Origin of the sequence: Pseudocitrobacter faecalis (genome assembly GCF_965231525.1) — a bacterium.
Taxonomy (GTDB): Bacteria; Pseudomonadota; Gammaproteobacteria; order Enterobacterales; family Enterobacteriaceae; genus Pseudocitrobacter; species Pseudocitrobacter faecalis.
In genome coordinates this window covers 4,751,838-4,776,376 of record NZ_CBDDNJ010000002.1, presented here as the reverse complement: position 1 = coordinate 4,776,376, position 24,539 = coordinate 4,751,838, and the positions used below count along the sequence as shown (strand labels likewise).

Annotated in this window: 25 protein-coding genes; 6 read left to right on the top strand and 19 right to left on the bottom strand. The window is 55.5% G+C overall.

The features are described 5' to 3' along the window. Nucleotide 1 precedes the first annotated feature (1 nt). Nucleotides 2–1,753: a gamma-glutamyltransferase gene (ggt, locus tag ACOXYR_RS22975; RefSeq protein WP_208638232.1), complete on the bottom strand. Its 1,752-nt coding sequence runs from the start codon at nt 1,751–1,753 to the stop codon at nt 2–4. Nucleotides 1,754–1,874: 121 nt separating this feature from the next. On the opposite strand from ggt, the gene ACOXYR_RS22970 reads away from it, so the two are divergent. After that, the gene (locus ACOXYR_RS22970) at nt 1,875–2,315 is read left to right on the top strand and encodes a DUF2756 family protein (RefSeq protein WP_421356417.1); all 441 of its coding nucleotides are present in this window, start codon (nt 1,875–1,877) and stop codon (nt 2,313–2,315) included. Here ACOXYR_RS22970 and ugpQ read toward each other — a convergent pair. The 10 genes from ugpQ to livK form a co-directional block, all read right to left on the bottom strand. Beyond that, the gene (gene ugpQ, locus ACOXYR_RS22965) at nt 2,312–3,052 is read right to left on the bottom strand and encodes a glycerophosphodiester phosphodiesterase (protein ID WP_407731723.1); all 741 of its coding nucleotides are present in this window, start codon (nt 3,050–3,052) and stop codon (nt 2,312–2,314) included. The genes ACOXYR_RS22970 and ugpQ overlap by 4 nt on opposite strands. Beyond that, complete coding sequence (locus ACOXYR_RS22960) at nt 3,049–4,119, bottom strand: sn-glycerol-3-phosphate import ATP-binding protein UgpC (RefSeq protein ID WP_113858409.1); 1,071 nt, start codon at nt 4,117–4,119, stop codon at nt 3,049–3,051. The genes ugpQ and ACOXYR_RS22960 overlap by 4 nt, the downstream gene beginning before the upstream one ends. Before the next feature lies 1 nt (nt 4,120). Next, nucleotides 4,121–4,966: a sn-glycerol-3-phosphate ABC transporter permease UgpE gene (ugpE, locus tag ACOXYR_RS22955; protein WP_108476801.1), complete on the bottom strand. Its 846-nt coding sequence runs from the start codon at nt 4,964–4,966 to the stop codon at nt 4,121–4,123. Next, complete coding sequence (gene ugpA / locus ACOXYR_RS22950) at nt 4,963–5,850, bottom strand: sn-glycerol-3-phosphate ABC transporter permease UgpA (RefSeq protein WP_108476800.1); 888 nt, start codon at nt 5,848–5,850, stop codon at nt 4,963–4,965. The genes ugpE and ugpA overlap by 4 nt, the downstream gene beginning before the upstream one ends. A 123-nt stretch (nt 5,851–5,973) precedes the next feature. Continuing rightward, nucleotides 5,974–7,290 (bottom strand): sn-glycerol-3-phosphate ABC transporter substrate-binding protein UgpB, encoded by a 1,317-nt coding sequence (gene ugpB / locus ACOXYR_RS22945; RefSeq protein ID WP_113858407.1) that lies wholly within the window; start codon nt 7,288–7,290, stop codon nt 5,974–5,976. 289 nt (nt 7,291–7,579) lie between these two features. Next, on the bottom strand, nt 7,580–8,293 hold the full coding sequence (gene livF / locus ACOXYR_RS22940; protein ID WP_421356418.1) for a high-affinity branched-chain amino acid ABC transporter ATP-binding protein LivF: 714 nt from the start codon (nt 8,291–8,293) through the stop codon (nt 7,580–7,582). 1 nt (nt 8,294) lies between these two features. Next, nucleotides 8,295–9,062: a high-affinity branched-chain amino acid ABC transporter ATP-binding protein LivG gene (livG, locus tag ACOXYR_RS22935; RefSeq protein ID WP_015962634.1), complete on the bottom strand. Its 768-nt coding sequence runs from the start codon at nt 9,060–9,062 to the stop codon at nt 8,295–8,297. Continuing rightward, nucleotides 9,059–10,336: a high-affinity branched-chain amino acid ABC transporter permease LivM gene (locus ACOXYR_RS22930; RefSeq protein WP_113858405.1), complete on the bottom strand. Its 1,278-nt coding sequence runs from the start codon at nt 10,334–10,336 to the stop codon at nt 9,059–9,061. The genes livG and ACOXYR_RS22930 overlap by 4 nt, the downstream gene beginning before the upstream one ends. Further along, a complete protein-coding gene (gene livH, locus ACOXYR_RS22925; protein ID WP_113858404.1) occupies nt 10,333–11,259 on the bottom strand; it encodes a high-affinity branched-chain amino acid ABC transporter permease LivH in 927 nt (308 codons plus the stop codon). The genes ACOXYR_RS22930 and livH overlap by 4 nt, the downstream gene beginning before the upstream one ends. Nucleotides 11,260–11,313: 54 nt before the next feature. Beyond that, the gene (gene livK / locus ACOXYR_RS22920) at nt 11,314–12,423 is read right to left on the bottom strand and encodes a high-affinity branched-chain amino acid ABC transporter substrate-binding protein LivK (RefSeq protein ID WP_421356419.1); all 1,110 of its coding nucleotides are present in this window, start codon (nt 12,421–12,423) and stop codon (nt 11,314–11,316) included. 419 nt (nt 12,424–12,842) lie between these two features. Between livK and panM the strand changes: the two genes are divergently transcribed. Then, complete coding sequence (panM, locus tag ACOXYR_RS22915; protein ID WP_113858403.1) at nt 12,843–13,226, top strand: aspartate 1-decarboxylase autocleavage activator PanM; 384 nt, start codon at nt 12,843–12,845, stop codon at nt 13,224–13,226. Here panM and ACOXYR_RS22910 read toward each other — a convergent pair. From ACOXYR_RS22910 to ftsY, 7 genes are all read right to left on the bottom strand, one after another. Further along, nucleotides 13,192–13,728 carry a GNAT family N-acetyltransferase gene (locus ACOXYR_RS22910; RefSeq protein ID WP_421356420.1) on the bottom strand — a complete coding sequence of 179 codons (537 nt, stop codon included), beginning with the start codon at nt 13,726–13,728 and terminating at the stop codon, nt 13,192–13,194. The genes panM and ACOXYR_RS22910 overlap by 35 nt on opposite strands. 3 nt (nt 13,729–13,731) lie before the next feature. Beyond that, entirely contained in the window at nt 13,732–14,001 is a 270-nt protein-coding gene (locus tag ACOXYR_RS22905; RefSeq protein ID WP_113858401.1) for a type II toxin-antitoxin system TacA family antitoxin, read from the bottom strand. Nucleotides 14,002–14,151: 150 nt separating this feature from the next. Beyond that, complete coding sequence (gene livJ / locus ACOXYR_RS22900) at nt 14,152–15,255, bottom strand: branched chain amino acid ABC transporter substrate-binding protein LivJ (RefSeq protein ID WP_041686153.1); 1,104 nt, start codon at nt 15,253–15,255, stop codon at nt 14,152–14,154. 339 nt (nt 15,256–15,594) lie between these two features. After that, complete coding sequence (gene rpoH / locus ACOXYR_RS22895) at nt 15,595–16,449, bottom strand: RNA polymerase sigma factor RpoH (RefSeq protein WP_015962625.1); 855 nt, start codon at nt 16,447–16,449, stop codon at nt 15,595–15,597. Nucleotides 16,450–16,692: 243 nt separating this feature from the next. After that, a complete protein-coding gene (gene ftsX / locus ACOXYR_RS22890; protein ID WP_108476793.1) occupies nt 16,693–17,748 on the bottom strand; it encodes a permease-like cell division protein FtsX in 1,056 nt (351 codons plus the stop codon). Beyond that, entirely contained in the window at nt 17,741–18,409 is a 669-nt protein-coding gene (gene ftsE / locus ACOXYR_RS22885; RefSeq protein ID WP_015962623.1) for a cell division ATP-binding protein FtsE, read from the bottom strand. The genes ftsX and ftsE overlap by 8 nt, the downstream gene beginning before the upstream one ends. 2 nt (nt 18,410–18,411) lie before the next feature. After that, entirely contained in the window at nt 18,412–19,998 is a 1,587-nt protein-coding gene (gene ftsY, locus ACOXYR_RS22880) for a signal recognition particle-docking protein FtsY (protein WP_421356421.1), read from the bottom strand. A gap of 192 nt (nt 19,999–20,190) precedes the next feature. On the opposite strand from ftsY, the gene rsmD reads away from it, so the two are divergent. Together rsmD and ACOXYR_RS22870 are read left to right on the top strand one after the other, a co-directional pair. Further along, complete coding sequence (rsmD, locus tag ACOXYR_RS22875) at nt 20,191–20,787, top strand: 16S rRNA (guanine(966)-N(2))-methyltransferase (RefSeq protein WP_421356422.1); 597 nt, start codon at nt 20,191–20,193, stop codon at nt 20,785–20,787. Further along, a complete protein-coding gene (locus ACOXYR_RS22870; RefSeq protein ID WP_108476790.1) occupies nt 20,777–21,049 on the top strand; it encodes a DUF1145 family protein in 273 nt (90 codons plus the stop codon). Before rsmD ends, ACOXYR_RS22870 begins: the two co-directional genes overlap by 11 nt. A 47-nt stretch (nt 21,050–21,096) precedes the next feature. Here ACOXYR_RS22870 and ACOXYR_RS22865 read toward each other — a convergent pair whose 3' ends face one another. Continuing rightward, the gene (locus ACOXYR_RS22865; protein ID WP_167405901.1) at nt 21,097–21,456 is read right to left on the bottom strand and encodes a DUF2500 domain-containing protein; all 360 of its coding nucleotides are present in this window, start codon (nt 21,454–21,456) and stop codon (nt 21,097–21,099) included. A gap of 144 nt (nt 21,457–21,600) precedes the next feature. Between ACOXYR_RS22865 and ACOXYR_RS22860 the strand changes: the two genes are divergently transcribed. Both ACOXYR_RS22860 and zntA read left to right on the top strand, forming a co-directional pair. Beyond that, the gene (locus ACOXYR_RS22860) at nt 21,601–22,227 is read left to right on the top strand and encodes a lysoplasmalogenase (protein WP_108476788.1); all 627 of its coding nucleotides are present in this window, start codon (nt 21,601–21,603) and stop codon (nt 22,225–22,227) included. 78 nt (nt 22,228–22,305) lie between these two features. After that, complete coding sequence (gene zntA / locus ACOXYR_RS22855) at nt 22,306–24,507, top strand: Zn(II)/Cd(II)/Pb(II) translocating P-type ATPase ZntA (protein ID WP_421356423.1); 2,202 nt, start codon at nt 22,306–22,308, stop codon at nt 24,505–24,507. Nucleotides 24,508–24,539 lie beyond the last annotated feature (32 nt).

Genomic DNA, 24,539 nt, shown 5'->3' with positions numbered 1-24,539 from the left:
TTCAGTACCCCGCCGCCAAATCATCCACCGAGCGCGGGTCAGACGCGCCATACAGCGTGCCATCTGGCCCAACCATAATACTTTGCGTACTGCCCATCGCCTCTTTCAGCGCCACTTTCTGCCCCTTCTGCTCAAGCAACTTCAGCGTATCCGGGCTAAAGCCCTTCTCCACGCGCAGCTCATCCGGCAGCCACTGATGGTGGAATCGCGGCGCGTTAGTGGCTTCCGCAACATTCATCCCATAATCGATGGTATTTACCACCATTTGCAGCACCGTGGTGATAATCCTGCTGCCGCCAGGGCTGCCGGTAACCAGCCAGGTTTTGCCGTCTTTCACCACAATCGTTGGCGACATGGATGACAGCGGGCGCTTCTTCGGCCCTACCGCATTCGCATCACCGCCGACCAGGCCATAAACGTTCGGCACACCCGGCTTGGCTGAAAAATCATCCATCTGGTTATTCATCAGAATGCCACTGTTTCCGGCGACAATCCCGGTGCCAAAGGTGGTGTTCAGCGTATAAGTCACCGCCACCGCGTTACCGTCTTTATCCACCACCGAGAAATGGGTCGTTTGATTGCTCTCATAAGGCGCGAGCTTGCCGGGGCGAATTTCGCTGGACGGTTTCGCCTTATTGAGGTCAATCTGTTCGGCGAGCGATTTCGCATAGGCTTTACTGGTCAGCGCCTGCCAGGGCACCTTCACAAAATCCGGGTCACCAAGGTATTCCGAGCGATCCGCATAGGCATGTTTCTCCGCTTCCGCCATCACCTGCATGGCGTCGGCGCTGCCAAAACCATATTTATGCATGTCGAAATTTTCGAGGATGTTGAGGATTTGCACAATGTGGATCCCGCCAGAAGAAGGCGGCGGCATGGAGAAGACCTGATAACCGCGATAATCACCGCTGATTGGCGTGCGCTCTACCGCTTTATACTCTGCGAGATCCGCTTTGGTGATCAGCCCGCCGTGCTTGTGCATCTCGTCGGCAATCTGATCGGCGATAGCGCCTTTATAAAACGCATCAGGGCCATTTTCGGCAATCAGCTCCAGGCTTTTCGCCAGATCTTTTTGCACCAGTTTGTCGCCCTTTTTCAGCGGCTCGCCGTCTTTCCAGAAAATCGCTTTACTGTTTTCATGGTTGGGAATGACTTCACTGCCGTAGGTTTTGAGATCGTCTGCCAGCGCATCGTTCACCACAAAACCGTCGCGCGCCAGTTTGAACGCGGGCTGAATTACTTTGTTGAGCGGTAGCGTGCCGTACTTTTCCAGCGCCAGTGAGAAACCGGCTACCGTACCCGGCGTGCCGGAGGCCAGATGTGACGTCAGGGATTTTTTGCTGTCCGGGTTGCCGTGATCATCAAGGAACATATCACGCGTAGCCTGGGCGGGGGCCATTTCGCGAAAATCGATTGCTGTCGTGTTCCCGTCTTTGGTTCGCAGCAGCATAAATCCGCCACCGCCCAGGTTCCCGGCTTGCGGATGCGTGACCGCCAGCGCGTAACCCACCGCTACCGCCGCGTCAACGGCATTTCCGCCCTCTTTCAGGATTTGCACCCCGACCTGAGTGGCGAGCGCGTCCACCGATGCCACCATCCCCTGATGCGCGCGCACCGGGTGAAAAACATCTTCCTCTACGCCATAAGATACCGGTGGTGCTGCAGGCTCGGTCGTCGCTGCCGCCACGGCAAAACTCCCTCCCGCGGTTAGCGCGGCAATCGCCAGCCAACGCGCAAACGTCTGTTTCATCATCGTTGTTCTCCAGAATTGGGGTCACAGTTCCCGTTTAAGCCTGGTTCAAAACTCCTAAATAATCATCGTTATGGCGAAAACGAGGTAAACTTAAGTGATCCCTCAGAAGGGAGGAGAGACAATGAAACGATTACTGATTCTGGCGGCATGGCTTCCGTTTGCCGCTTTAGCACAGCCACTCAATACCACCAATAACCCCAATCTGCCGGATTACAAAATCCCGAGCCAGCAGCGGTTACAAACTCAGATGAAATCGCAGCAGGTGCAGCAGAAAGGGATGCTGAATCAACAGTTGCAGACACAAACGCGCGTTCAGCAGCAACAGCTTCAGACGCAGATGAATAACGACAGGCAGCGGATACAGCAGGCCCAGCCGGGGGAGCGAAACCCCGCAGGTCAGCAAATGCTCCCCAATACTAACGGCGGGATGCTGAACCAGAGCGGGGCATCAGGGAATAGCGATTCGCTGCTGAATAATCAGCAGCATATGTTGCCGCAGCGGCAGAATGGCGACATGCTGAATAACAATCCTGATCTGCCAGTGAAAACGAATCTGCCTTAAGGCTGGAAATCCGGGCCGATAACGTCAATGGCATCGGTACAGATGCAGTTCACGCCCCAGCGCAGCAATTGCGAAGCGCGCTGGGGTCTGTTCACCGTATACACCAGAATCTTCAGGCCAGCTTCACGCAGGGCATCCACGCGCGCTTCATCCAGCAGTTTGTGGTTGAGGTGAATCGAGACGCAGCCCAGCCGCGTGGTCAGTTCACGCCAGTCATCGCGCCATTCGTCCAGTAACAACCCGCGCGGCAATTCCGGTGCGGCCTGCTGTGCCGCTTCCAGCGCATCAATTTCAAACGACGAGAGCAGCGGCGGCGTCATATCCGTCCACAGTTCGCGCGCCGCCAGCGCCACCACTTTGCCGGTTAGCGGCCCGGTTCCGGTGGTCGGCTTGATTTCGATATTCGCCATCATGCCGTATTCGCGGCAACGTTCCGCCACCTGCGAAAGCAGCGGCAGCGGTTCACCTTTGAATTCACCGCTAAACCAGCTACCCGCGTCCACGCGCAGTAAATCGTGCCAGTTCAGATCGCCCGCCACGCCCCAGCCGTTGCTGGTGCGCTCAAGGTTATCGTCGTGCAACAGGAAAATTTCGCCGTCTTTCGACAACTTCACGTCGAACTCAATCATGGTATGACCGTATCGCGCCCCTACATCAATGGCCGCCAGGGTGTTTTCCGGAGCCAGTCTGCCGCCGCCACGATGAGCCGCAACGTGGGGATAAGGCCAGTTACTCATATTCTTTGTCCTGTTTCGCCATCAAAAAGATGCAAATGATTATCCGGCAGATGCAGCCACAGCGTGCTGCCCGCCGTTGGGCGTTCCTGATGAGACAGACGCACCACCAGCTTCTGTGCGCCCCAGCGACCATGCGCAAGGTTATCCGCGCCCAGCATCTCCAGGGTATCCATCACCAGCGGTATGCCGCCTTCCGCCTGCGAGCTTAACGCAATATGCTCCGGGCGGATACCGAGCGTCATTTTACGCCCGGCGTGCTGGCGAGAGTAGCCATTGAGCGGCAACAACAGGCCATCTTCCAGCTCAAAGTGCGTGCCTTCATTGGTGATGCGCCCGGCCAGCAGGTTCATCGCCGGGCTGCCGATAAAACTCGCCACAAACAGGCTGGCGGGTTTTTCATAGACTTCAACCGGTGTACCAATCTGTTCGGCGATGCCGCCATTCATCACCATCACCCGCTGGGCGAGCGTCATCGCCTCAACCTGATCATGCGTCACGTACAGCGAGGTGGTTTTCAGACGACGATGCAGTTGTTGCAGCTCAAGGCGCATCTGCACGCGCAGCTTGGCATCCAGGTTCGACAGCGGTTCATCGAACAGGAACACCGCCGGGTCACGCACAATTGCGCGTCCCATCGCCACACGTTGGCGCTGACCGCCGGAAAGCTCGCGCGGGCGGCGTTTAAGCAGCCCGTCCAGCTCCAGGATACGCGCCGCTTCTTTTACGCGATCCGCAATCTGCTGCTTACCCATGCCGCGAATTTTCAGCCCCCACGCCATATTCTCCTCCACGCTCATATGTGGGTAGAGGGCGTAGTTCTGGAACACCATCGCAATGCCGCGATCTTTCGGTTCCATTTCTGTCACGCGCTTGCCGTCAATCCAGATATCGCCGCTGGTCGCACGTTCAAGCCCGGCCACCATGCGCAGCAGCGTGGATTTCCCGCAGCCAGACGGCCCGACCATCACGATGAATTCCCCATCGGCCACGTCCAGCGTCAACGGTTTAATGACCTGGGTTTTACCATCCCAGCTTTTGGTTATTGCCTGTAATTTCAGTCCTGCCATCTTATTTCTCACTGTCGACTAAACCGCGCACAAAGGCACGCTGCATCACTAAAACAATCACCACGGGTGGGATAAGCGTTAATAACATCGCTGCCATCACCTGGTTCCATTGGGTTGTGCCTTCGCCGGTGGCGATCATGCCTTTGATACCCGCAACGGTGGTGCCGAGATCAACATCAGTGATGATCAGCAGCGGCCACAAATATTGGTTCCAGCCGTAGATGAAGGTGATCACGAAAAGCGCCGCCAGGTTGGTTTTTGACAGCGGGAAGACGATATCGCGGAAGAAACGCATCGGCGATGCGCCATCAATACGCGCGGCTTCCACCAGTTCATCCGGCAGCGTCATAAAGAACTGACGGAACAGGAACGTCGCGGTTGCCGACGCCATTAACGGCAGCGTCAGCCCGGCGTAGCTATCCAGCATCTTCAGATTGGCAATGACCTCTACCGTCGGGAAAATACGCACTTCAACCGGCAGCATCAGGGTGATAAAAATCATCCAGAAAAAGAGGTTACGCAGCGGAAAGCGGAACCAGACGATGGCAAAGGCAGAGAGCATCGAGACGGTGATTTTGCCCAGCGTAATGCTGAACGCCATCACAAAACTGTTAAGCATCATCCGCCAGAACGGTGCACTGTTCACGCCAACACCGTTCACCCAGATGTGGTGCATATTTTCCAGCAAATGCGTCCCCGGCAGCAGCGTCATCGGCGTCGCAAAGACCGCCTGATCATCCAGCGTCGCCGCCACAAAGGCGACATACAGCGGGAAGAGAATGACCGCAATTCCCAGAATCAACATCGTATGGCTGAATATCGTCAGCCCCGGACGGTTCTCAATCATTGGTAACGCACCTTACTTTCCACATAGCGGAACTGCACCACCGTCAGCACGATGACGAGGAACATCAGCACCACCGACTGCGCGGCGGAGGCCGAGAGATCCAGCCCGGTAAAACCTTCGCGGTAAATTTTATAAATCAGCGTGGTCGTCGCCTGCACCGGCCCGCCCGCCGTCGCGGCATCGATAACCGGGAAGGTGTCGAAGAAGGCGTAGACCAGGTTCACCACCAGCAGGAAGAAGCTCACCGGCGCAATCAGCGGCAGGGCGAGTTTGAAGAAGCGGCGAATCGGGCCGGCGCCATCAATCGCCGCCGCCTCAATCAGCGAACGCGGAATGGACTGCAGCGCAGCGTAGAAGAACAGGAAGTTGTAGCTGATTTGCTTCCAGACCGAGGCGAACACCACAAGGAACATCGCCTGACCGCTGTTTTGCGCATGGTTCCAGTCGTAGCCAAATTCGGCGAGGAAATGGGTAATCAACCCGCGTCCTGGGTTGAAGAGGAAAATCCACAGCACCGCTGCGACGGCAGGCGCGACGGCGTAAGGCAGCAGCATCAGCGTTTGATACAGACGACTGCCACGCACGATGTACTCCACCAACGCGGCAAAAATAAGCGAGATCACCAGACCGCTGACGGTCACCATGGTGCTGAATTTTATCGTCGTCCAGAAAGAATCGAGATAGTAGCTGTCCTGGAACAGCGTGACGAAGTTATCCAGGCCGACAAACTGGCTGGAAAACCCAAAGGGATCCACGCTTTGCAGCGAGTACCACAGCGCTTCGCCCGCAGGCCAGATAAAGAAAATAACGGTAATGACCAACTGCGGGGCAACCAGCAAATAGGGTAGCCAGCGCGAGCGGAACACCGGACGGGAAGATGACATAGTTGGACTCTTGGTTGAATTGCCCCTCACCCCGGCCCTCTCCCTGTGGGAGAGGGTGAGTATTCGCGCCGATCTGTTCCCTCTCCCTGAGGGAGAGGGTTGGGGTGAGAGGTAAAGTACGGGTTAAGACTTCGTCGATTTCTCAAAACGGCGCAGCAGCTGATTTCCACGCTCGACGGCAGAGTCCAGCGCCTGCTGAGGCGTTTTCTTACCGGTCCACACGCTTTCCAGCTCTTCATCGACAATGACGCGGATCTGCGGCATGTTGCCCAGACGCAGCCCCTTGGTGAACGGCAGCGGCGGCTTGTTCAGCATCTGGCGCGTCGCGGTGTCGGCCCCCGGGTTCTTGTCGTAGTAACCCTGCTCGCGGGTCAGGTCATACGCCGCAGTGGTGATCGGCAGATAACCGGTTTTCTGATGCCACTCGGCGGCGTTTTCCGGCTTCGCCAGGAATTCGAGGAATTTCGCCACGCCGGTGTAGGTTTCTTTATCTTTACCCTGCATCACCCACAAGCTTGCTCCGCCGATAATGGCGTTCTGCGGCGCGCCTTTGGCGTCTGCATCGTATGGCATCATGCCCACACCGTAATTGAATTTGGCGTACTGACGGATGTTCGCCAGCGAGCCGGAAGAGGCGGTGGTCATCGCGCAATCACCGTTATAGAACTTCTCGGTCGATTCATCTTTACGACCTACGTAGCTGAAATCACCCTTCTTGTTCATCTCCTGCAACAGCGCGATGTGTTTCACCTGTTCCGGTTTGTTGAATTCCAGTACCGCATCAGTGCCGTCAAAACCGTTGTTTTTGCTGGCAAACGGCAGGCCGTTCCAGGCGCTGAAGTTTTCCAGTTGGATCCACCCCTGCCAGCCGCTGGCGTAGCCACACTTCATCCCCGCCGCTTTCAGTTTTTCGGTATAGGCCGCTAAGTCCTGCCAGGTTTTCGGCGGTTGTTCTGGGTCAAGTCCGGCTTTTTTGAAGGCGTCTTTGTTGTAGTAGAGAACAGGCGTGGAGCTGTTAAACGGCTGAGAAAGGAGATGCCCGGTTTTCGCATCAGAGTAATAACCGGAAATCGTCGGCACAAACTGCGACTCATCAAAGTTAATTCCGGCGTCTTTAAACACCTCATACACCGGTTTAATGGCTTTCGACGCCATCATCGTGGCGGTGCCGACTTCATACACCTGCAAAATCGCCGGGGCATTTCCGGTACGGAACGCGGCAATCCCCGCGCTCAGGTTCTGTTCGTAGTTGCCCTTGTAGATAGGCACAATTTTGTAATCCGGGTTGGCGGCATTAAAACGCTGCGCCAGAGAATCAACTTCTTTACCCAACTCCCCTTCCATCGAATGCCAGAACGGAATATTAGTCACTGCCAGTGCCTGGCCAACAAATACCAGACTGAGCGCCAATCCTGAGGCTGTATGTCGTAACAGTTTCATTGATTATCTCTCTTGTTGTTTCGAATGCGCGATTTCACGCGTTTTATGCTCGCGGGGGTAACATGACATGCTCGAATTACAGAAAAATAACGTTTTTATTACAAAAAAAAGATAGTCAGGCGTCAGGGGGATGGCAAGACGATGACGCTGCGGTGACAGGAAAATGGGAGGTGGGGCACGTATAGGTACGATTCAGGCACAATAAAGCCGGGTGGCGACGTCGCCTTACCCGGCCTGATGAGTATTGAAATTGTAGGCCCGGTAAGCGCAGCGCCATCGGGCATGTGCGTTAACCGCCCAAATACGCGCTTCTCACTGCTTCGTTCGCCAGCAGCGCGTCGCCAGTATCTTCGAGCACCACATGGCCGTTTTCGAGCACGTAGCCGCGGTCAGCGAGCTTCAGTGCCTGGTTGGCGTTCTGCTCGACGAGGAAGATGGTCATCCCCTGCTCGCGCAGTTGTTCGATGGTGTCGAAGATCTGCTGAATGATGATCGGCGCCAGGCCGAGCGAAGGCTCATCCAGCAGCAACAGGCGCGGGTTGCTCATCAGCGCACGACCTATCGCCAGCATCTGTTGCTCACCGCCGGACATGGTACCCGCACGTTGAATACGGCGCTCATGCAGACGCGGGAAGAGGTCGTACACCCACTTAATACGCTCATGGAACTGATCGCGTTCGGCAAAGAAGCCGCCCATCGCCAGGTTCTCTTCTACCGTCATACGCGAGAAGACACGCCGCCCTTCCGGGACAATCGCTACCGCTTCGTGCATGATTTTCGCCGTCTGCCAGTCGGTAATGTCTTTATCATCAAAGACAATACGCCCGCTGGTGGCGCGCGGATCGCCGCACAGCGTGCCGAGCAGCGTGGTTTTCCCCGCGCCGTTGGCACCAATCAGGGTGACGATTTCGCCCTGGTTGATATGCAGACTCACCTCATGTAGCGCCTGGATCTTGCCGTAGTGGGCATTAACCTTGTCAAAAGACAACATGACTTTTTCCATTTTATGCCTCACCAAGATATGCGCGGATGACGTCCGGGTTGTTACGAATTTGCTCCGGCGTACCGTTCGCCAGCGGTGTGCCCTGATTCACAACATAAATGCGATCGGAAATGCCCATCACCAGCTTCATATCATGCTCAATCAACAGAATGGTGGTGTTGTGCGCGTTACGCAGTTCGGCAATCAGCTCGTCCAGCTCTTTGGTTTCTTTTGGGTTGAGGCCCGCAGCAGGCTCATCAAGCATCAAAATTTCCGGCTGCGTGACCATGCAGCGAGCGATCTCCAGACGACGCTGGTCACCGTACGCAAGATTGCTCGCCTGACGGTTAGCGTGTTCCAGCAGGCCAATACGCTCAAGCCAGGTCGCGGCGCGATCGAGCGCTTCGCTCTGGGCGCGGCGGAATGACGGGGTTTTCAGCAGGCCGGAAAAAACGCCGGTTTTCAGTTGTTGATGCTGTGCCACCAGCAGGTTTTCAATCACCGTCATTTCACGGAACAGACGCACGTGCTGGAAGGTACGCACCACGCCCATACGGGCGATTTGCTGGCCGGGCAGCCCTTCCAGGTGCTGGTCGCGCAGCATGATGGTGCCGCCCGTCGGTTTGTAGAAACCGGTCAGGCAGTTAAAGACCGTGGTTTTCCCCGCGCCGTTCGGGCCAATCAGGGAGACAATCTCCTGCGGATGCAGCTCCAGATTGACGTTATTGACCGCCAGCAGGCCGCCAAAACGCATCATCAGGCCGCTCACGGATAATAATGGCTGACTCATGCCTGCTCTCCTTTCGCTTTCCCGTTTTTCAACTTCATCTGTACACGGGTCATCGGCAGCAAGCCCTGCGGACGCCAGATCATCATCAGCACCATCAAACCACCCAGCATTAACATGCTGTATTCGTTAAAGTCACGCATCAGTTCGCGCGAAACCACCAGCAGGATAGCCGCAAGAATAACGGCAAACTGCGAGCCCATCCCGCCCAGTACCACAATCGCCAGCACAAAAGCGGATTCGGCAAAAGTGAACGATTCCGGGCTGACGAACCCCTGACGTGCGGCAAACAGCGTACCGGCAAAACCAGCGAACGCGGCGCTGATAGTGAAAGCCGTCAGCTTGATGCGCGTTGGGCTCAGGCCCAGCGAGCGGCAGGCGATTTCATCTTCACGCAGCGCTTCCCACGCGCGGCCCAGCGGCATGCGCAGCAGACGGTTAATCACGAACAGCGAGAGCACCACCAGCAGCAGCGCCACCAGATAGAGCCAGATCACGCGGTCGGACGGGTCATACTTGACGCCAAAGAAGTTGCTGAAGGTATCCCAGCCACCTTCACGCGCGGTACGGCTGAACTCCAGGCCGAAGAAGGTCGGTTTAGGGATTTGGCTGATCCCGTTCGGGCCGCCGGTTACTTCGGTATTGTTGAGCAGCAGAATACGGACGATTTCCCCAAAACCTAAGGTGACAATCGCCAGATAGTCGCCGCGCAGGCGCAGTACCGGGAAACCGAGCAGGAAGCCCGCCGCCGCAGAAACCAGCCCCGCCAGCGGTAAACACGTCCAGAAACCGAGGCCGTAATAGTGGTTCAGCAGCGCAAAGGTGTACGCACCGATGGCATAAAAACCGCCATAGCCCAGCACCAGCAGGCCAGAGAGGCCAACAACCACGTTCAGTCCGAGACCGAGAATGATATAAATCATGGTCAGGGTGGCGATATCGACCGTACCGCGCGACACCATAAACGGCCATGCCACGGCAATCACCAGCAGCGCCACGAGGAACAGTTTCTGTTTAACGGTGGAGCCATCAATCGCTGGCAGAACAAACTTCGGCCCGGAGACGTTTTTCAGGGTGCTCTGGAAAACAGGACGTAGCAACTGGAAGAAGAAGACCACCGCCGTGCCGATGTATACCCACTGCCAGCGAATATCCGCCGCCGAGCCCACCACCAGTTTGGTGCCATCCAGCTGTAACTGAACGCCCATAAAGACGCCCGCCAGAATAAAGAACATGACGGCAGAGAGCAGCGCCATTGCGAAATGCATCGGTTTCATACTTTCTCTACCTCCGGGCGACCCAGAATACCGGTCGGCATCACCAGCAGCACCAGAATCAGCAGGGCGAACGACACCACATCTTTGTATTCCGTACTCAAATAAGCAGAAGAGAGCGCCTCGGCGATACCGAGGATCAGCCCGCCAATCATCGCCCCAGGAATGCTGCCGATACCACCCAGCACCGCCGCGGTGAAGGCTTTCATCCCGGCCATAAAGCCGATGTACGGGTTAATCACACCGTAGAACTGGCCGAGCAGCACGCCCGCAACCGCCGCCATTGCCGCACCAATCACGAAGGTGAGTGCAATCACGCGGTCGGTGTTGATACCGAGCAAACTAGCCATTTTCAGATCTTCCGAACAGGCGCGGCAGGCACGGCCCATGCGGGAATAGCGGATAAACAGCGTCAGCGCCAGCATAGAAATAAAGGTCACAATCCAGATAACCAGCTGCATGGTAGTGATGCTGGCCGAGAAGCTTTCGCTACTGCCAACAACCCACTGGCCATTGAACAGGCTAGGCAGCGCGACATCGCGCGAGCCTTCTGTCAGGCTGACGTAGTTTTGCAGGAAGATGGACATCCCAATCGCGGAGATCAGCGCGATCAGGCGCTTGGAGTTACGCACCGGGCGATACGCCACCCGCTCAATACTCCAGCCGTAGGCGCTGGCGATAATAATCGCGCCAATAAACCCAGCGGCAACCAGCAGCCAGCTGGTATCAATACCCATCATCATCAGGGCAGCGATGATCATAAAGGAGACATAGCTACCGATCATGTACACCTCGCCGTGGGCGAAGTTAATCATGCCGATAATGCCGTAAACCATGGTGTAACCGATGGCGATCAGTGCATAGGTGCTTCCCAGCGTAACGCCGTTAAACATCTGCTGCATGAAATAGAGAAACTGCTCTGACATAGAATGACCTTTTTCAACCCCTCCGGGTGTTGCGCCCGGAGGGTGGGATGACAGTTACTTCGCCGGGGTTGATGAGCCGTCGGCGTGCCACTGGAAGACACCAAACTCAAATCCCTTCAGATCGCCTTTTTCATCCCATTTCAGCGGCCCAATCACGGTGTTCGCACCGTTTGCTTTCAAATCTTTTACCAGCGCCAGCGGCTCTTCGCTGCCGGTACGCTCCATTGCGGTTGCCAGAGACTGCACCGCCGCGTAGGTGATCCACACATACGGGCCGCTCGGATCTTTCTTCTGCGCCTTCAGTGCATCCACAATCGCTTTGTTGGCCGGTTCCTGGTCATAGCGTTTCGGCATCGTGACCAGCATGCCTTCCCCGGCATCGCCCGCGATGTTAGAGAGTGATGCGTTACCCACACCTTCCGGCCCCATAAACTGGGTTTTCAGGCCGACGGAACGCGCCTGGCGCAGCATCTGCCCCATTTCCGGGTAGTAGCCGCCGAAGTAAACGAAATCGATATTCTCTTTTTTCAGGCGCGCGATCAGCGCCGAGAAATCTTTCTCACCGGCGGTAATCCCGTCGAAGAAGACGATATTGGCTTTACCCGCTTTCAGGCCATCCTGCACAGAACGCGCCAGGCCTTCACCGTACTGCTGCTTGTCGTGGATGATAGCGATACGCTGCGGTTTCACTTTCTCCAGAATATATTTCGCGGCGGTCGGGCCCTGAGAAGAGTCGAGACCGGCGGTACGCATGATGTGCTGATAGCCGCGCTGCGTCAGCTCCGGGTTGGTAGCGCCCGGCGTGATCATCAGAATACCTTCATCTTCATAGATGTCGGAAGCGGGCTGAGTGGAAGAAGAGCAGAGGTGACCGATAACGTACTGAATGCCGTCGTTGACGATTTTGTTAGCCACAGCGACGGCCTGTTTTGGATCGCACGCGTCGTCATACTCTACGCCAACCAGTTTGTTGCCTTTAATACCGCCTTTGGCGTTGATGTCTTTAATGGCCTGACGCGCGCCGTTGAACTCCATGTCGCCCCACTGGGCCACCGGGCCAGACATCGCGCCGACCACGGCCACTTTAATATCCTCTGCCATCGCAACATGCGACATGGCCAGTGCGAGCAACCCTGCGATCGCTGTTTTCGCATTCGGTCTCATTTTTATGAATCCCCACTCGTGACGTGATTTATTTATTTTGTAGTTTTATGGTTAAAACGCACTTGTTCTTTTTTTAAACAACGCTATTTTTACCAGTCTCTTTAATGGTTTAGCGCGGTTTTTTGGCTAATACCAGACTAAAATCTCTATTTTTCAGTCTATTAAGCAGAGATAATATTCTGTATTTCTGTCGAGATAAACAAAAAAAGTCCTGAATTCAGCATAAAATAACGGTACATAAGGCGGAATAAATCACTACTTTTTAGGGTAAAACACTGCCTATTTCTCAATCCATATTGAATAAAACTGCCTTTATCTGGCTAAAAAAATTAATCAGCTAATGAATGGATAAAAAACAGAATCGCCCTGAGAGGAAAATTAGGTACACTCAGTTACCCGTTTTGGCAGGATTTTTTCGAATGAAACTGACCATCATCCGCTTACAGCACTTCAGCGACCAGGATCGTCTCGATCTGGCAAAAATATGGCCGGAGTACGACATCAGCACGCTCACCCTTGATGATAACCACCGTATTTATGCGGCTCGCTTTAACGAGCGTCTGCTCGGTGCCGTGCGCGTCACGCTCGAAGGTACCCAGGCGACGCTCGACTCACTCCGCGTGCGCGAAATCACCCGCCGTCGCGGCGTGGGGCAATATCTGCTGGAAGAAACGCTTGCGGATAACGCGCAGGCATCCAGCTGGTGGATGGCGGATATCGGCGTGGAAGACCGCGGCGCAATGGCGGCGTTTATGCAGGCGCTGGGCTTTACGGCACAGGCGGATGGGTGGGAGAAGCGGTAAACAGTTTTTCAATTGATTGGGTAGGATAAAACAGCGCCCGACGATTCTCGCGAACCAGCGGGATAAAGCCCAGCGAAAGATAAAAAGCATGGGCTTTATCATTCAGCGCTTCTACAAATAGGCCATAAATACCCACGGCCTGTGAGGCCTGATGCACCACTTTCATGGCATGTGTCACCAGCAGCGAACCCCATCCTTCTCCCTGAAGCGATTTATCCACCGCCAGTCGACCCAACGTAACACTTGGGATATTGCGATAAGGTATTTTCTTTTGCCCTGATTTGGAAGGCAGCGCTATGCGCTCAAAACAGCTTCCGGACAAGGTGTAATAACCCAACACCACATTACCCCTTCTGAGCACGTAACCACGTAAAACTTTTCCGTCATGCTGGCGGCGAAGATGCTCTTTTAAAAAGAGATTCAACGACGCTTCGCCGCAATCAAACTGACGCCAGTCATACTCCACGTCATCCTGGAGAATCTCAATAATCAGGTCTTGCACGCTTTACTCCATGTCCAGAAGACGTCTCGCCGCGCGTTTCAGTTTTTCATTTGGCTCCGGAGGGTTATCAAGCGCATCCATCACGCGTTTCCAGGAGTCTTCATTCAATACAATACGTCGATGCTCCTCAATAACAGCCGCAGCTCTTTCCGAGGCGCTGTTCAGCATAAACTGAGTAATGGACTGGTTGGTGATCGCTGCGGCTTCCTCAATCATCGTTTTATCGTCATCACTCAATCGGAGATCGATTCGCTGTTTTTTTAGTGCTGGCATAACAGCCTCTTGGTTTTCAACTTCAATTTGTACGGCAGAATACCGTACAAGTAACTATACGCCAGTTAACAACGCTGGCAATAGTTGTCGTAAAAACCAGCAAAAAAAAGCCCCGGTTCAAAACCGAGGCTCACTATTCAAGTAAGAACCTTATTTGGCGTCAGTCGCCGTACCGTTGGCATGCCAGTCAAACACACCAAACTCAAAGCCTTTCAGATCGCCCTTTTCATCCCATGACAGCGGCCCCATCACGGTTTCTACGGAGTTCGCTTTCAGGTATTTTGCGATTTCCGCCGGGTCTTCAGACTGATTCAGGCCCGCCTGCAGCGATTGCAGCGCAGCATAGGTTGTCCACACGAACGCGCCGCTCGGATCCTGTTTCTTCGCTTTAATCGCATCCACAATCGGTTTGTTCGCCGGAACCTGATCGTAGTTCTTCGGCTTGGTCACTAACAGACCTTCCGCAGAATCGCCTGCGATGTTAGACAGTGAAACGTTCGCCACGCCTTCTGGCCCCATAAACTGAGTTTTCAGACCCGCCGCGCGAGACTGACGCAGGATCTGCCCCATCTCCGGGTGATAGCCGCCAAAGTAAACGAAGTCGATATTCTCCTTCTTCAGGCGCGCTACCAGCGTTGAGAAGTCTTTCTCACCAGCGGTAATACCGTCAAAGAAGACCACGTTAGCGTTGCCTTTCTTCAGGTTGTCCTGAACGGCACGCGCCAGACCTTCACCGTACTGCTGCTTATCGTGCACGATAGCAATACGCTGCGGCTTCACTTTATCGAGAATGTATTTCGCCGCAGTTGGGCCCTGATCAGAGTCCAGGCCAGTGGTGCGCAGCAGCAGGTGGTAACCGCGGGAGGTCAGCTCCGGGGCGGTTGCCGCCGGCGTGATCATCAGAATGCCTTCATCTTCATAGATATCAGAAGCGGGCTGGGTCGAAGAGGAGCAAAGGTGGCCGATAACATATTTGATGCCATCGTTAACCACTTTGTTCGCGACCGCGACCGCTTGTTTCGGGTCACAGGCATCATCATATTTTACGATTTGCAGCTTATTCCCCTTGATGCCGCCTTTGGCGTTGATATCCGCAACCGCCTGCTCAGCACCGGTAAACTCCTGGTCGCCGTACTGCGCAACCGGGCCAGACATCGCGCCCACGACCGCGACTTTAATATTCTCTGCGAAAGCCATGTTACTGAACGCCAGCGCAATACATCCTGCCAGTAACGCTTTACCCTTCATGTTCATCCTGAGGTTCCCCATTGTTATGGTGATTGTATTTGTTGTGATGTTGTTGTTCGACACGTTATTCTGCTTTTATCTATAAGATAAGCATATGATAGTAGTGATAACCGATGCATGCGGTGTCATAGCAGCATAGTCTGCTAAAAACATACCCCATTTTTCGGATTTTGAAACGAGAAATTTGGAAGGGATGTAACAGATTTATGACATTCTCTGCGCCGAAAGCGATTGCCGGATGGCGCTTCGCTTATCCGGCCTACCTGAGAATGTGCACGATAAAAAAACAAAAACCCCCGGACTTGCATCCAGGGGTTATCAGGTACTGCTTAACGCGTTGCGCGGTTACGCTTCAATCGCGGCGCGCAGTTTTTTCATCGCGTTCTTTTCCAGCTGACGCACACGTTCAGCGGAAACGCCGTAACGATCGGCCAGTTCCTGCAGCGTCGACTTGTTGTCTTCGTCCAGCCAGCGTGCGCGGATAATGTCCTGGCTACGTTCGTCCAGACCCATCATCGCGTCAGTCAGCTTGTTGGCCGCCTGCTCTTCCCAGTTATCGTCTTCAATGCCGTCGGCAAAGTTAGACGTTTTATCCTGAAGGTAAAGCACTGGTGCCATCGGTTGGCTGTCGGACTCGTCGTCGGAAGACATGTCAAAGGTCATGTCCTGCGCCGCCATACGGGATTCCATTTCACGGACATCTTTGCTGGATACGCCCAGTTCGCGCGCGACCATCTCGACTTCATCCTGGTTAAACCAGCCCAGACGCTGCTTGGTTTTACGCAGGTTAAAGAACAGCTTACGCTGTGCTTTGGTCGTGGCGACTTTCACGATACGCCAGTTACGCAGCACGTATTCATGAATTTCCGCTTTGATCCAGTGTACGGCGAAAGAGACCAGACGCACGCCCACTTCAGGGTTGAAGCGACGAACGGCTTTCATCAGGCCGATATTACCTTCCTGAATTAAGTCCGCCTGCGGCAGGCCATAGCCCGAGTAGTTACGAGCGATATGAACAACAAAGCGCAGGTGAGACAGGATCAGCGTTTTAGCTGCTTCCAGATCGCCCTGGTAATGCAGCTTTTCAGCGAGCGCCCGCTCTTCATCAGCCGTCAACATCGGCCATGCGTTCGCAGCCCGGATGTACGACTCCAGGTTACCAACAGGGGCTAAAGCTAAATTTTGCATTTCTTTGGTCATTCAATCCTCTCAATCAATATCGTCTGGCCGTTGAGCAACAACCGTGCCAGAGCTTTTGAGCAACGAGATTATCATTCACTCTTTTATCAGACAGTGATTTTATCCACAAGTTCAATGCAACACTGTGAATAGATTACGCACAAAATGTGACACTCGATAAGCGAGGGCAGGGGAAAGGTAAGAGTGGAACGTATCCCCTGCTAACGGGAACTCGTAGCAGGGGAAGAGTATAACAGAACTTTATTACTCGGGAGTAAATCGACGTAAATGTTGTGCGGTGGCAAGCCATGCCGCAATCCAGCCGATCATCGAGCAAACCAGCAGCAGCAACAGGCACTCATCGAACGATAAGCCACTGAGTTCAAACTGAGTTCCGAAAACGCGCGCCACATCCGTCACCGCAGAAGAGAGCCGCATCACCAAAATTTCTGACAGAATCAGTGAAAGAAATGCACCGGAAAAACCGAGCAGCGCGCCACCATAAAGGAACGGACGCAGGATGAAACCATCCGTTGCGCCAATCAGTTTCTGCACGTTGATGGTATCGCGACGGGCAAAGATGCTCAGACGCACGCTGTTACCGATGACGAGGAATACTGCCGCCACCATCAGCACGCCGATCATGGCCGATACGCGGCCCACCAGCCCGGTCAGCGACGCCAGGCGCGCAAACCAGCTATCATCCATGCGCACTTCGTCTACGCCATCAACCTGCGCCACACGGTCACGCAGGGTATTGAGCGAGTCAGTGCCCTGAAAATCGAGTTTAGGGATAACCACCGCTACCGCAGGCAACGGGTTCTCTTCCAGCATATCCAGCGCCCCGCCGAAGCCTGACCAGTTGCGGAATTCGCCCAGCGCTTCTTCGCGGGAAAGGTAATTGACCTTCTCAACGCCCTGCTCCGCCTGAAGCTGCGCCACCACGCGCGCCGCCGCGTCGTCATCCAACGTTTTTTGCAGATAGACCGTAATCTGCGGTGACGGATAATATTGTGACGCCGCCGTATTCACGTTCTTGTAAACCATGTAACACACGCTCGGTAGAGTCAGGGAGATGGCGATCACCATCACCGTCAGGAACGTGGCGAACGGCTTACTTTTCAGATCCTGTAATGCGCCCTGCCAGGCATAACGCACCTGCTCGTTGAACACATTGGTTTTGCGGTTAGCGGGTTTCGGTGCGGCTTTAGGGCGTTTTGGCGCATTACGTCCACCGCCTCCTTTCCCCACCGATTGACGAATACGATCCAGTCGGCCGCCAAACTGGCGGATGTGATTCATTGCTTCGCGTTTATTCACCCGTGTGGCCTCCATGCAAATGGCCGTCGCTCAGCGTCAGCATGCGGTAAGCGCGGCTGGAGATGAGCCCCAGGTCGTGGGTCGCCATCAGAACCGTGACGCCAACGCGGTTAAACTCTTCGAACAGACGCAAAATGCCTTCCGACAGCGCGTTATCCAGGTTACCCGTTGGTTCATCCGCCAGCAGTACGGCAGGCTTGTTCACCACCGCACGGGCGATACCCACGCGCTGCTGCTCACCGCCGGAAAGTTGAATCGGGAAGTTTTTCGCTTTGTCGAGCAGCCCGACTTTATCCAGTGCCGCCGAGACGCGACGGCGGATATCATCATAGCTTGCCCCGGCAATAATCAGCGGGATCGCCACGTTATCAAACACGGTGCGGTCCATCAGCAAATGGTGATCCTGGAAAATCATGCCGATCTGGCGACGCAGGAACGGCACCTCACGGTTTTTCAGGCGGCTGATATCATGCCCGCTGAAGTAGATTTTCCCGGCGCTGGGCCGTTCAATCCCACAGATAAGCTTCAGCAGGGTACTTTTCCCTGCGCCGGAATGGCCGGTCAGGAATGCCATCTCGCCTGGTTGCATATGGAAGGTCACTCCCTGCAACGCTTGTCTCCCGCCGAGATAGGCTTTGCTGACGTGTTCAAAGCGAATCATTGTTAGTCCTCTCGGGCAAAAAGTGCCTCAATAAAATCGCCCGCTTTAAACGGACGCAAGTCCTCGATACGTTCGCCGACGCCGATATAGCGAATCGGAATACCGAACTGGTCAGCCACAGAGAAGATAACCCCACCCTTCGCCGTACCGTCCAGTTTGGTGAGCGTAATTCCCGTCAGGCCAACGGCTTCATGGAACAGTTTGGCCTGGCTAATCGCGTTCTGACCGGTGCTGGCGTCAATGGTCAGCATCACTTCATGCGGCGCTTCAACGTCGAGTTTTTTCATGACGCGGACGATTTTCTTCAGCTCTTCCATCAGGTGCGATTTGTTCTGCAAACGCCCTGCGGTATCAGCGATGAGGACGTCAATATTACGCGCCTTCGCCGCCTGAATAGCATCGAAAATCACCGATGCGGAGTCTGCGCCCGTGTGCTGCGCGACCACCGGAATATTGTTACGCTGGCCCCACACCTGGAGCTGCTCCACCGCCGCCGCGCGGAAGGTATCACCCGCCGCCAGCATCACCGATTTGCCCTGCTGCTCGAACTGACGCGCCAGCTTACCTATAGTGGTGGTTTTACCCACGCCGTTGACGCCAACCATCAGAATGACGAACGGGGTTTTGCCTTCAATATTAAGCGGTTCATCCACTTTTGCGAGAATATCGCCCATTTCATCTTTCAGCAGGCCATACAGAGCTTCGGCATCGCGAAGCTGTTTGCGGCTGGCGCTTTCGGTCAGGCTGCTGATAATTTTACGGGTGGTTTCCACGCCGACGTCGGCAATCAGGAGCTGTTCTTCCAGCTCTTCAAACAGATCATCGTCGATTTTCTTGCCACGGAACAGGCTGATAAATCCGGAACCAAGATTTTCTTTTGTTTTCAGCAGGCTGCGCTTCAGTCGCGCGAAGAAACCTTCTTTGGTCGGCTTTTCTTGCTCCTGCTGCTCAGGCTGTTCCTGCGGCTCTTCAACGGTTTCGTCGTCGATAGCGTTTTCGGCGGCATCCGCCGCGGCCAGTGCCTGTGTTTCGAGCTCTTCATCGCTCATCACCGGCTCGTCTTCGACAACTGGCTCTACGGCAGCAGGCTCTTCAGCCGCCGCCGCTTCTACGGCAGGTTCTTCAGCAACAGGCGCTTCAACGACAGGTTCTTCCGCCGGCTCAACAACCACAACCTCTTCAATAACCGGTTCGGCCTCCTGAACAGGCTCAATCACCTCTTCAATGAGAACTGCTTCCGGCTGTACTTCAGGTTCAGCGATCTCTTCCGCGATCTCTTCCGGCAGCGGCAGCTCTTCGTGTTCAATTACCGCTTCTGGCGTGACTTCAGGTTCAATCACCTCAACGGGCTGCGGCTTTTCGCTTTCCACAACCTCTTCGGTCACCTCAACCACCTCAGCGGCGAACGCTTCGCTCTCCTGCTGAGTGTGTTCACCAGACGCCTCGACAACCGCCGCATCGTCCTGCGCAGGCTGCGTTTCTACCGCTGCCTGTTCTTCGATTTTTTGTTCAGATTCAACGTCCTGCTGCTGTTCTTTTTGCCCAAAGCCCAGCCAGGAAAAAAAGCCACGTTTCTTCTCTTTTGCCATTTGCGACTTAACTCCTCGCGGTTTATTTATGGCGCTGTTTCGCCATAACAGGGGCGAAAGCTAAAATAATGATGAAATTAGTCGGTTAGTCTACCACTTAACGCGGCGCGCATCACCGCCTGCGGATTAAGGTTTCGCCGAAGTAAGCAGATCGTTAGAATAGCAGGCCAAAAGAGCGACCTGAGCAAGAAAATGAAGAAACCAACCTCTGCGGGCAGCGGCCAGATCCGAATTATCGGCGGCCAGTGGCGTGGCCGAAAATTACCGGTTCCGGACAGCCCCGGCCTGCGCCCCACCACCGATCGCGTGCGTGAAACCCTGTTTAACTGGCTCGCGCCGTCAATGGTCGATGCCCGGTGTCTGGACTGCTTCGCCGGAAGCGGCGCACTCGGGCTGGAAGCGCTCTCGCGTTATGCCGCGGGCGCAACACTGCTGGAAATGGACAAACAGGTCGCCCAGCAGTTGCAGAAAAATCTCGCCACGCTGAAGGCGAATCAGGGCAAGGTCGTGAATACGAACACGCTCTCATTCCTCAACCAGCCGGGCACGCCGCATGATATCGTTTTTGTCGATCCGCCGTTCCGTAAAGGGCTGCTCGCTGAAACGCTCGCCCTGCTGGAAAATAACGGCTGGCTGGCTGACGATGCGCTTATCTATGTTGAAAGCGAAGTGGAAAATGGCCTGCCCGCGGTACCGGTAAGCTGGGACCTGCACCGTGAAAAAGTCGCCGGTCAGGTGGCTTATCGCCTGTACCATCGTGAAGCACAAGGGGAAAAAGATGCTGATTAATCTGGGTCGGTTACTGATGCTGTGCGTGTGGGCGTTTTTAGTGCTCAATCTTTTCCAGCCGTTTCCGCGCCCGCTGAATATTTTCGTCAACGTCGCGCTGGTATTTATGGTGCTGATGCATGGTATGCAAATGGCGTTGTTGCAGTCCACCATCCCGAAAGATGGCCCGCAGATGACCAAAGCAGAGAAGGTGCGCATCTTCCTGTTTGGCGTTTTCGAGTTGCTGGTGTGGCAGAAAAAAATCACGCCGAAGAAGAAGTAATGTGCGGTTTTTGCCGGATGGCGGTGACGCTTATCCGGCAACATGCATCACTGCACTTCCTTATCCGCCTCAAACGCCACAAACCGCGAACCTTTGTAGCTCAGCACGCCTTTGTCGCCCACCGTCAGCGCATGATACTGCGCGTCGTCGAGGCGAAAATGCATCTCCAGCCCGCCCTGCTCCGGCTTAAAGCTCACGTCATAGCGCATTGAACTGCCCGCCGGGATTTCCGTTTGCTGACGCGAGCGGCGATCGTTAAGCACTTTTTCCCGCTTATTGCTGACCGTAACGCGCTTTTGCATCAGTGGTGCAGCCTCGTTTTCCTGCTTTTCCCGCCGCTGCTGTACATAGCGAAACGATGCGGCAATCACAATAATTGCGACCACGACGACAAAAAATAACGGCATCTTACTCATCATCACATCTCATAGGAATTTACGGAATTCGGGCGTTACGGCATGTAAGGCGATTGTCATTAGGCGCTCATGAACACTACACTGAAGACCAAGACTACGCGTGTAATACCTAATTAATGATAACAGGGACTTAATATGCTTTGGTCGTTTATTGCTGTCTGCTTATCCGCATGGCTTTATGTCGATGCATCTTACCGTGGCCCGGCCTGGCAGCGCTGGGTGTTTAAACCGGTTACGCTCATTCTTCTTCTGTTTCTCGCCTGGCAAGCCCCGATGTTTGAGGCGGTTGGCTATCTGGTCGTCGCGGGGCTTTGCGCCTCACTGATCGGTGACGCGCTCACACTGCTGCCACGCCAGCGCCTGCTCTATGCCATCGGCGCATTCTTCCTGTCGCATCTGCTTTATACCATTTGGTTTGCCAGCCAAATGACGCTCAGCATTTTCTGGCCGCTACCGCTGGTACTGCTGGTGATTGGCGCGCTGCTGCTGGCGGTTATCTGGAGCAAACTGGAGGAGCTGCGCATTCCGATCGCCACCTTTATCGCCATGACGCTGGTGATGGTCTGGCTGGCGGGTGAACTGTGGTTCCTGCGCCCGACCAGCCCCGCGCTTTCGGGCTTCGTGGGGGCTGCACTGCTGTTGCTGGGGAATATCGTCTGGCTGGTTAGCCACTATCGCTATCGCTTCCGCGCCGATAACGCCATTTCGTCGGCCTGCTACTTCGCCGGGCACTTTTTAATCGTCCGCGCCCTCTATATGTAAAATGGCTCTTGACTCTGGAGTCGACTCCAGAGTGTATGCTGCGTTTAATGAAACAACGATCATTAACCGGAGGATACCATGTCGACTCCAGAGACGAAGCCCGCCAAAGCGCCGCAGTTTTCCTCACTGAAGTTTACCCCTGCGCCTGCCAAAACGGACGACTGCTGCTGCGACGGCGAGTGCGCGCCGACCGTTGCCGACAGCCTGGCTGATGCCCGCTATAGCTGGCTTGTCGACGGCATGGACTGCGCCGCTTGCGCCCGCAAAGTCGAAACAGCGGTAAATCAGATCCCCGGCGTTAAACAGGTTAAAGTCCTGTTCGCCACCGAAAAGCTGCTGGTTGATGCCGACGACGACATTCGCGACCAGGTCGAACGCGCGGTCACTGCCGCCGGGTACACCCTGCGCAATGCAAACACGCCTAAAGCGGAAGAAGCCCCTTCCCGTCTGCGCGAGAATCTACCGCTCATTTTGCTAACGCTGCTGATGGCGATCAGCTGGGGGCTGGAGCATTTCAACCATCCGCTCGGCAATGCCGCGTTTATCGCGACGACGCTGGTCGGCCTCTATCCGGTGGCGCGTCAGGCATTACGCCTGATCAAAAGCGGTAGCTGGTTTGCCATCGAAACGCTGATGAGCGTCGCGGCGATTGGCGCGCTGTTCATTGGCGCAACGGCGGAAGCGGCGATGGTATTACTGCTGTTTTTAATCGGCGAGCGACTCGAAGGCTGGGCGGCAACCCGCGCACGTCAGGGCGTGAGCGCGCTGATGGCGCTAAAGCCCGACACCGCCGTGCGCGTACGTGGCGATCGGCGTGAAACCGTCGCGCAGCAGGATTTACGCCCAGGCGATGTGATTGAAGTGGCGGCGGGCGGGCGCTTACCTGCCGACGGTACACTGATCTCACCCTTTGCCAGCTTTGATGAAAGCGCCTTAACCGGTGAATCTATTCCGGTGGAACACAGTGCGGGCGAGCGCGTCAGCGCCGGGGCCACCAGCGTCGACCGCCTGGTGCAAATCACCGTCACCTCACAGCCTGGCGACAGCGCTATCGACCGCATTCTGCGTTTAATTGAAGAAGCGGAAGAGCGCCGTGCGCCGATTGAGCGCTTTATTGACCGTTTCAGCCGCATCTATACCCCGGCGATTATGGTCGTGGCGCTGCTGGTTGCGCTGGTGCCGCCGCTGGCATTTTCCGCGCCGTGGCTGGAGTGGATCTACAAAGGTCTGACGTTACTGCTGATTGGCTGCCCGTGCGCGCTGGTAATTTCAACGCCGGCGGCGATAACCTCCGGCCTGGCAACCGCCGCACGCTATGGCGCACTGATTAAAGGCGGCGCGGCGCTGGAACAACTAGGCCGCGTGCAGCAGGTGGCGTTCGATAAAACCGGCACCCTGACCGTCGGCAAGCCGCAAGTGACATCCGTTGTCGCTGTGGCGGAGCTCGACGAAAACAGTCTACTGGCGCTGGCCGCCGCCGTAGAGCAAGGCTCAACGCACCCGCTGGCGCAGGCCATTGTTCGCGAGGCGCAACAGCGCCAGCTAACGTTGCCCGCAGCCGACAACCAGCGCACGCTGGCGGGTTCAGGTATCGAGGCGGACGTTAATGGGCAACGCATTCTGATTTGCGCGGCGGGTAAATTCGCGGCGGATGCCCATCAGATGCCGATCGAAGAACTGGAAAAAGCCGGTAACACGGTGGTACTGGTGACCCGTGGAGAGGCTCTGCTGGGCATACTGGCACTGCGCGATACGCTGCGTGATGACGCGCGCGAAGCCATCGACACCCTGCACACACTGGGCATTCAGGGCATTATTCTGACTGGCGATAACCCGCGTGCGGCAGCGGCTATCGCGGGCGAACTGGGGCTCGATTTCCGCGCCGGGCTGCTGCCGGCGGATAAAGTCACCGAGGTCACAGCGTTAAATGCGAAAGCGCCGCTGGCGATGGTCGGCGATGGTATTAACGACGCGCCAGCCATGAAGGCGTCTACTATTGGGATTGCGATGGGTAGCGGCAGTGATGTGGCGCTGGAAACCGCCGATGCCGCCCTGACGCACAACCGCTTAACCGGGCTGGCGCAAATGCTGCGTCTGGCGCGCGCTACGCACGCCAATGTGCGGCAGAACATTGCCATCGCGTTAGGGTTGAAAGGCATTTTCCTCGTCACCACTCTGCTCGGTCTTACCGGGCTGTGGCTGGCGGTACTGGCGGATACCGGGGCAACGGTGCTGGTCACGCTGAACGCGCTGCGGTTGTTGCGGATGAAGCTGCGGTGAGGAGGTTTGCCGGATGCGGCTGCGCCTTCTCC

What these genes read in the sequence shown, in the direction of transcription:
- ggt (WP_208638232.1), bottom strand. Translation starts at nt 1,753, where the DNA reads ATGATGAAACAGACGTTTGCGCGTTGGCTGGCGATTGCCGCGCTAACC.
- ACOXYR_RS22970 (WP_421356417.1), top strand. Translation starts at nt 1,875, where the DNA reads ATGAAACGATTACTGATTCTGGCGGCATGGCTTCCGTTTGCCGCTTTA.
- ugpQ (WP_407731723.1), bottom strand. Translation starts at nt 3,052, where the DNA reads ATGAGTAACTGGCCTTATCCCCACGTTGCGGCTCATCGTGGCGGCGGC.
- ACOXYR_RS22960 (WP_113858409.1), bottom strand. Translation starts at nt 4,119, where the DNA reads ATGGCAGGACTGAAATTACAGGCAATAACCAAAAGCTGGGATGGTAAA.
- ugpE (WP_108476801.1), bottom strand. Translation starts at nt 4,966, where the DNA reads ATGATTGAGAACCGTCCGGGGCTGACGATATTCAGCCATACGATGTTG.
- ugpA (WP_108476800.1), bottom strand. Translation starts at nt 5,850, where the DNA reads ATGTCATCTTCCCGTCCGGTGTTCCGCTCGCGCTGGCTACCCTATTTG.
- ugpB (WP_113858407.1), bottom strand. Translation starts at nt 7,290, where the DNA reads ATGAAACTGTTACGACATACAGCCTCAGGATTGGCGCTCAGTCTGGTA.
- livF (WP_421356418.1), bottom strand. Translation starts at nt 8,293, where the DNA reads ATGGAAAAAGTCATGTTGTCTTTTGACAAGGTTAATGCCCACTACGGC.
- livG (WP_015962634.1), bottom strand. Translation starts at nt 9,062, where the DNA reads ATGAGTCAGCCATTATTATCCGTGAGCGGCCTGATGATGCGTTTTGGC.
- ACOXYR_RS22930 (WP_113858405.1), bottom strand. Translation starts at nt 10,336, where the DNA reads ATGAAACCGATGCATTTCGCAATGGCGCTGCTCTCTGCCGTCATGTTC.
- livH (WP_113858404.1), bottom strand. Translation starts at nt 11,259, where the DNA reads ATGTCAGAGCAGTTTCTCTATTTCATGCAGCAGATGTTTAACGGCGTT.
- livK (WP_421356419.1), bottom strand. Translation starts at nt 12,423, where the DNA reads ATGAGACCGAATGCGAAAACAGCGATCGCAGGGTTGCTCGCACTGGCC.
- panM (WP_113858403.1), top strand. Translation starts at nt 12,843, where the DNA reads ATGAAACTGACCATCATCCGCTTACAGCACTTCAGCGACCAGGATCGT.
- ACOXYR_RS22905 (WP_113858401.1), bottom strand. Translation starts at nt 14,001, where the DNA reads ATGCCAGCACTAAAAAAACAGCGAATCGATCTCCGATTGAGTGATGAC.
- livJ (WP_041686153.1), bottom strand. Translation starts at nt 15,255, where the DNA reads ATGAACATGAAGGGTAAAGCGTTACTGGCAGGATGTATTGCGCTGGCG.
- rpoH (WP_015962625.1), bottom strand. Translation starts at nt 16,449, where the DNA reads ATGACCAAAGAAATGCAAAATTTAGCTTTAGCCCCTGTTGGTAACCTG.
- ftsE (WP_015962623.1), bottom strand. Translation starts at nt 18,409, where the DNA reads ATGATTCGCTTTGAACACGTCAGCAAAGCCTATCTCGGCGGGAGACAA.
- ftsY (WP_421356421.1), bottom strand. Translation starts at nt 19,998, where the DNA reads ATGGCAAAAGAGAAGAAACGTGGCTTTTTTTCCTGGCTGGGCTTTGGG.
- rsmD (WP_421356422.1), top strand. Translation starts at nt 20,191, where the DNA reads ATGAAGAAACCAACCTCTGCGGGCAGCGGCCAGATCCGAATTATCGGC.
- ACOXYR_RS22870 (WP_108476790.1), top strand. Translation starts at nt 20,777, where the DNA reads ATGCTGATTAATCTGGGTCGGTTACTGATGCTGTGCGTGTGGGCGTTT.
- ACOXYR_RS22865 (WP_167405901.1), bottom strand. Translation starts at nt 21,456, where the DNA reads ATGCCGTTATTTTTTGTCGTCGTGGTCGCAATTATTGTGATTGCCGCA.
- ACOXYR_RS22860 (WP_108476788.1), top strand. Translation starts at nt 21,601, where the DNA reads ATGCTTTGGTCGTTTATTGCTGTCTGCTTATCCGCATGGCTTTATGTC.
- zntA (WP_421356423.1), top strand. Translation starts at nt 22,306, where the DNA reads ATGTCGACTCCAGAGACGAAGCCCGCCAAAGCGCCGCAGTTTTCCTCA.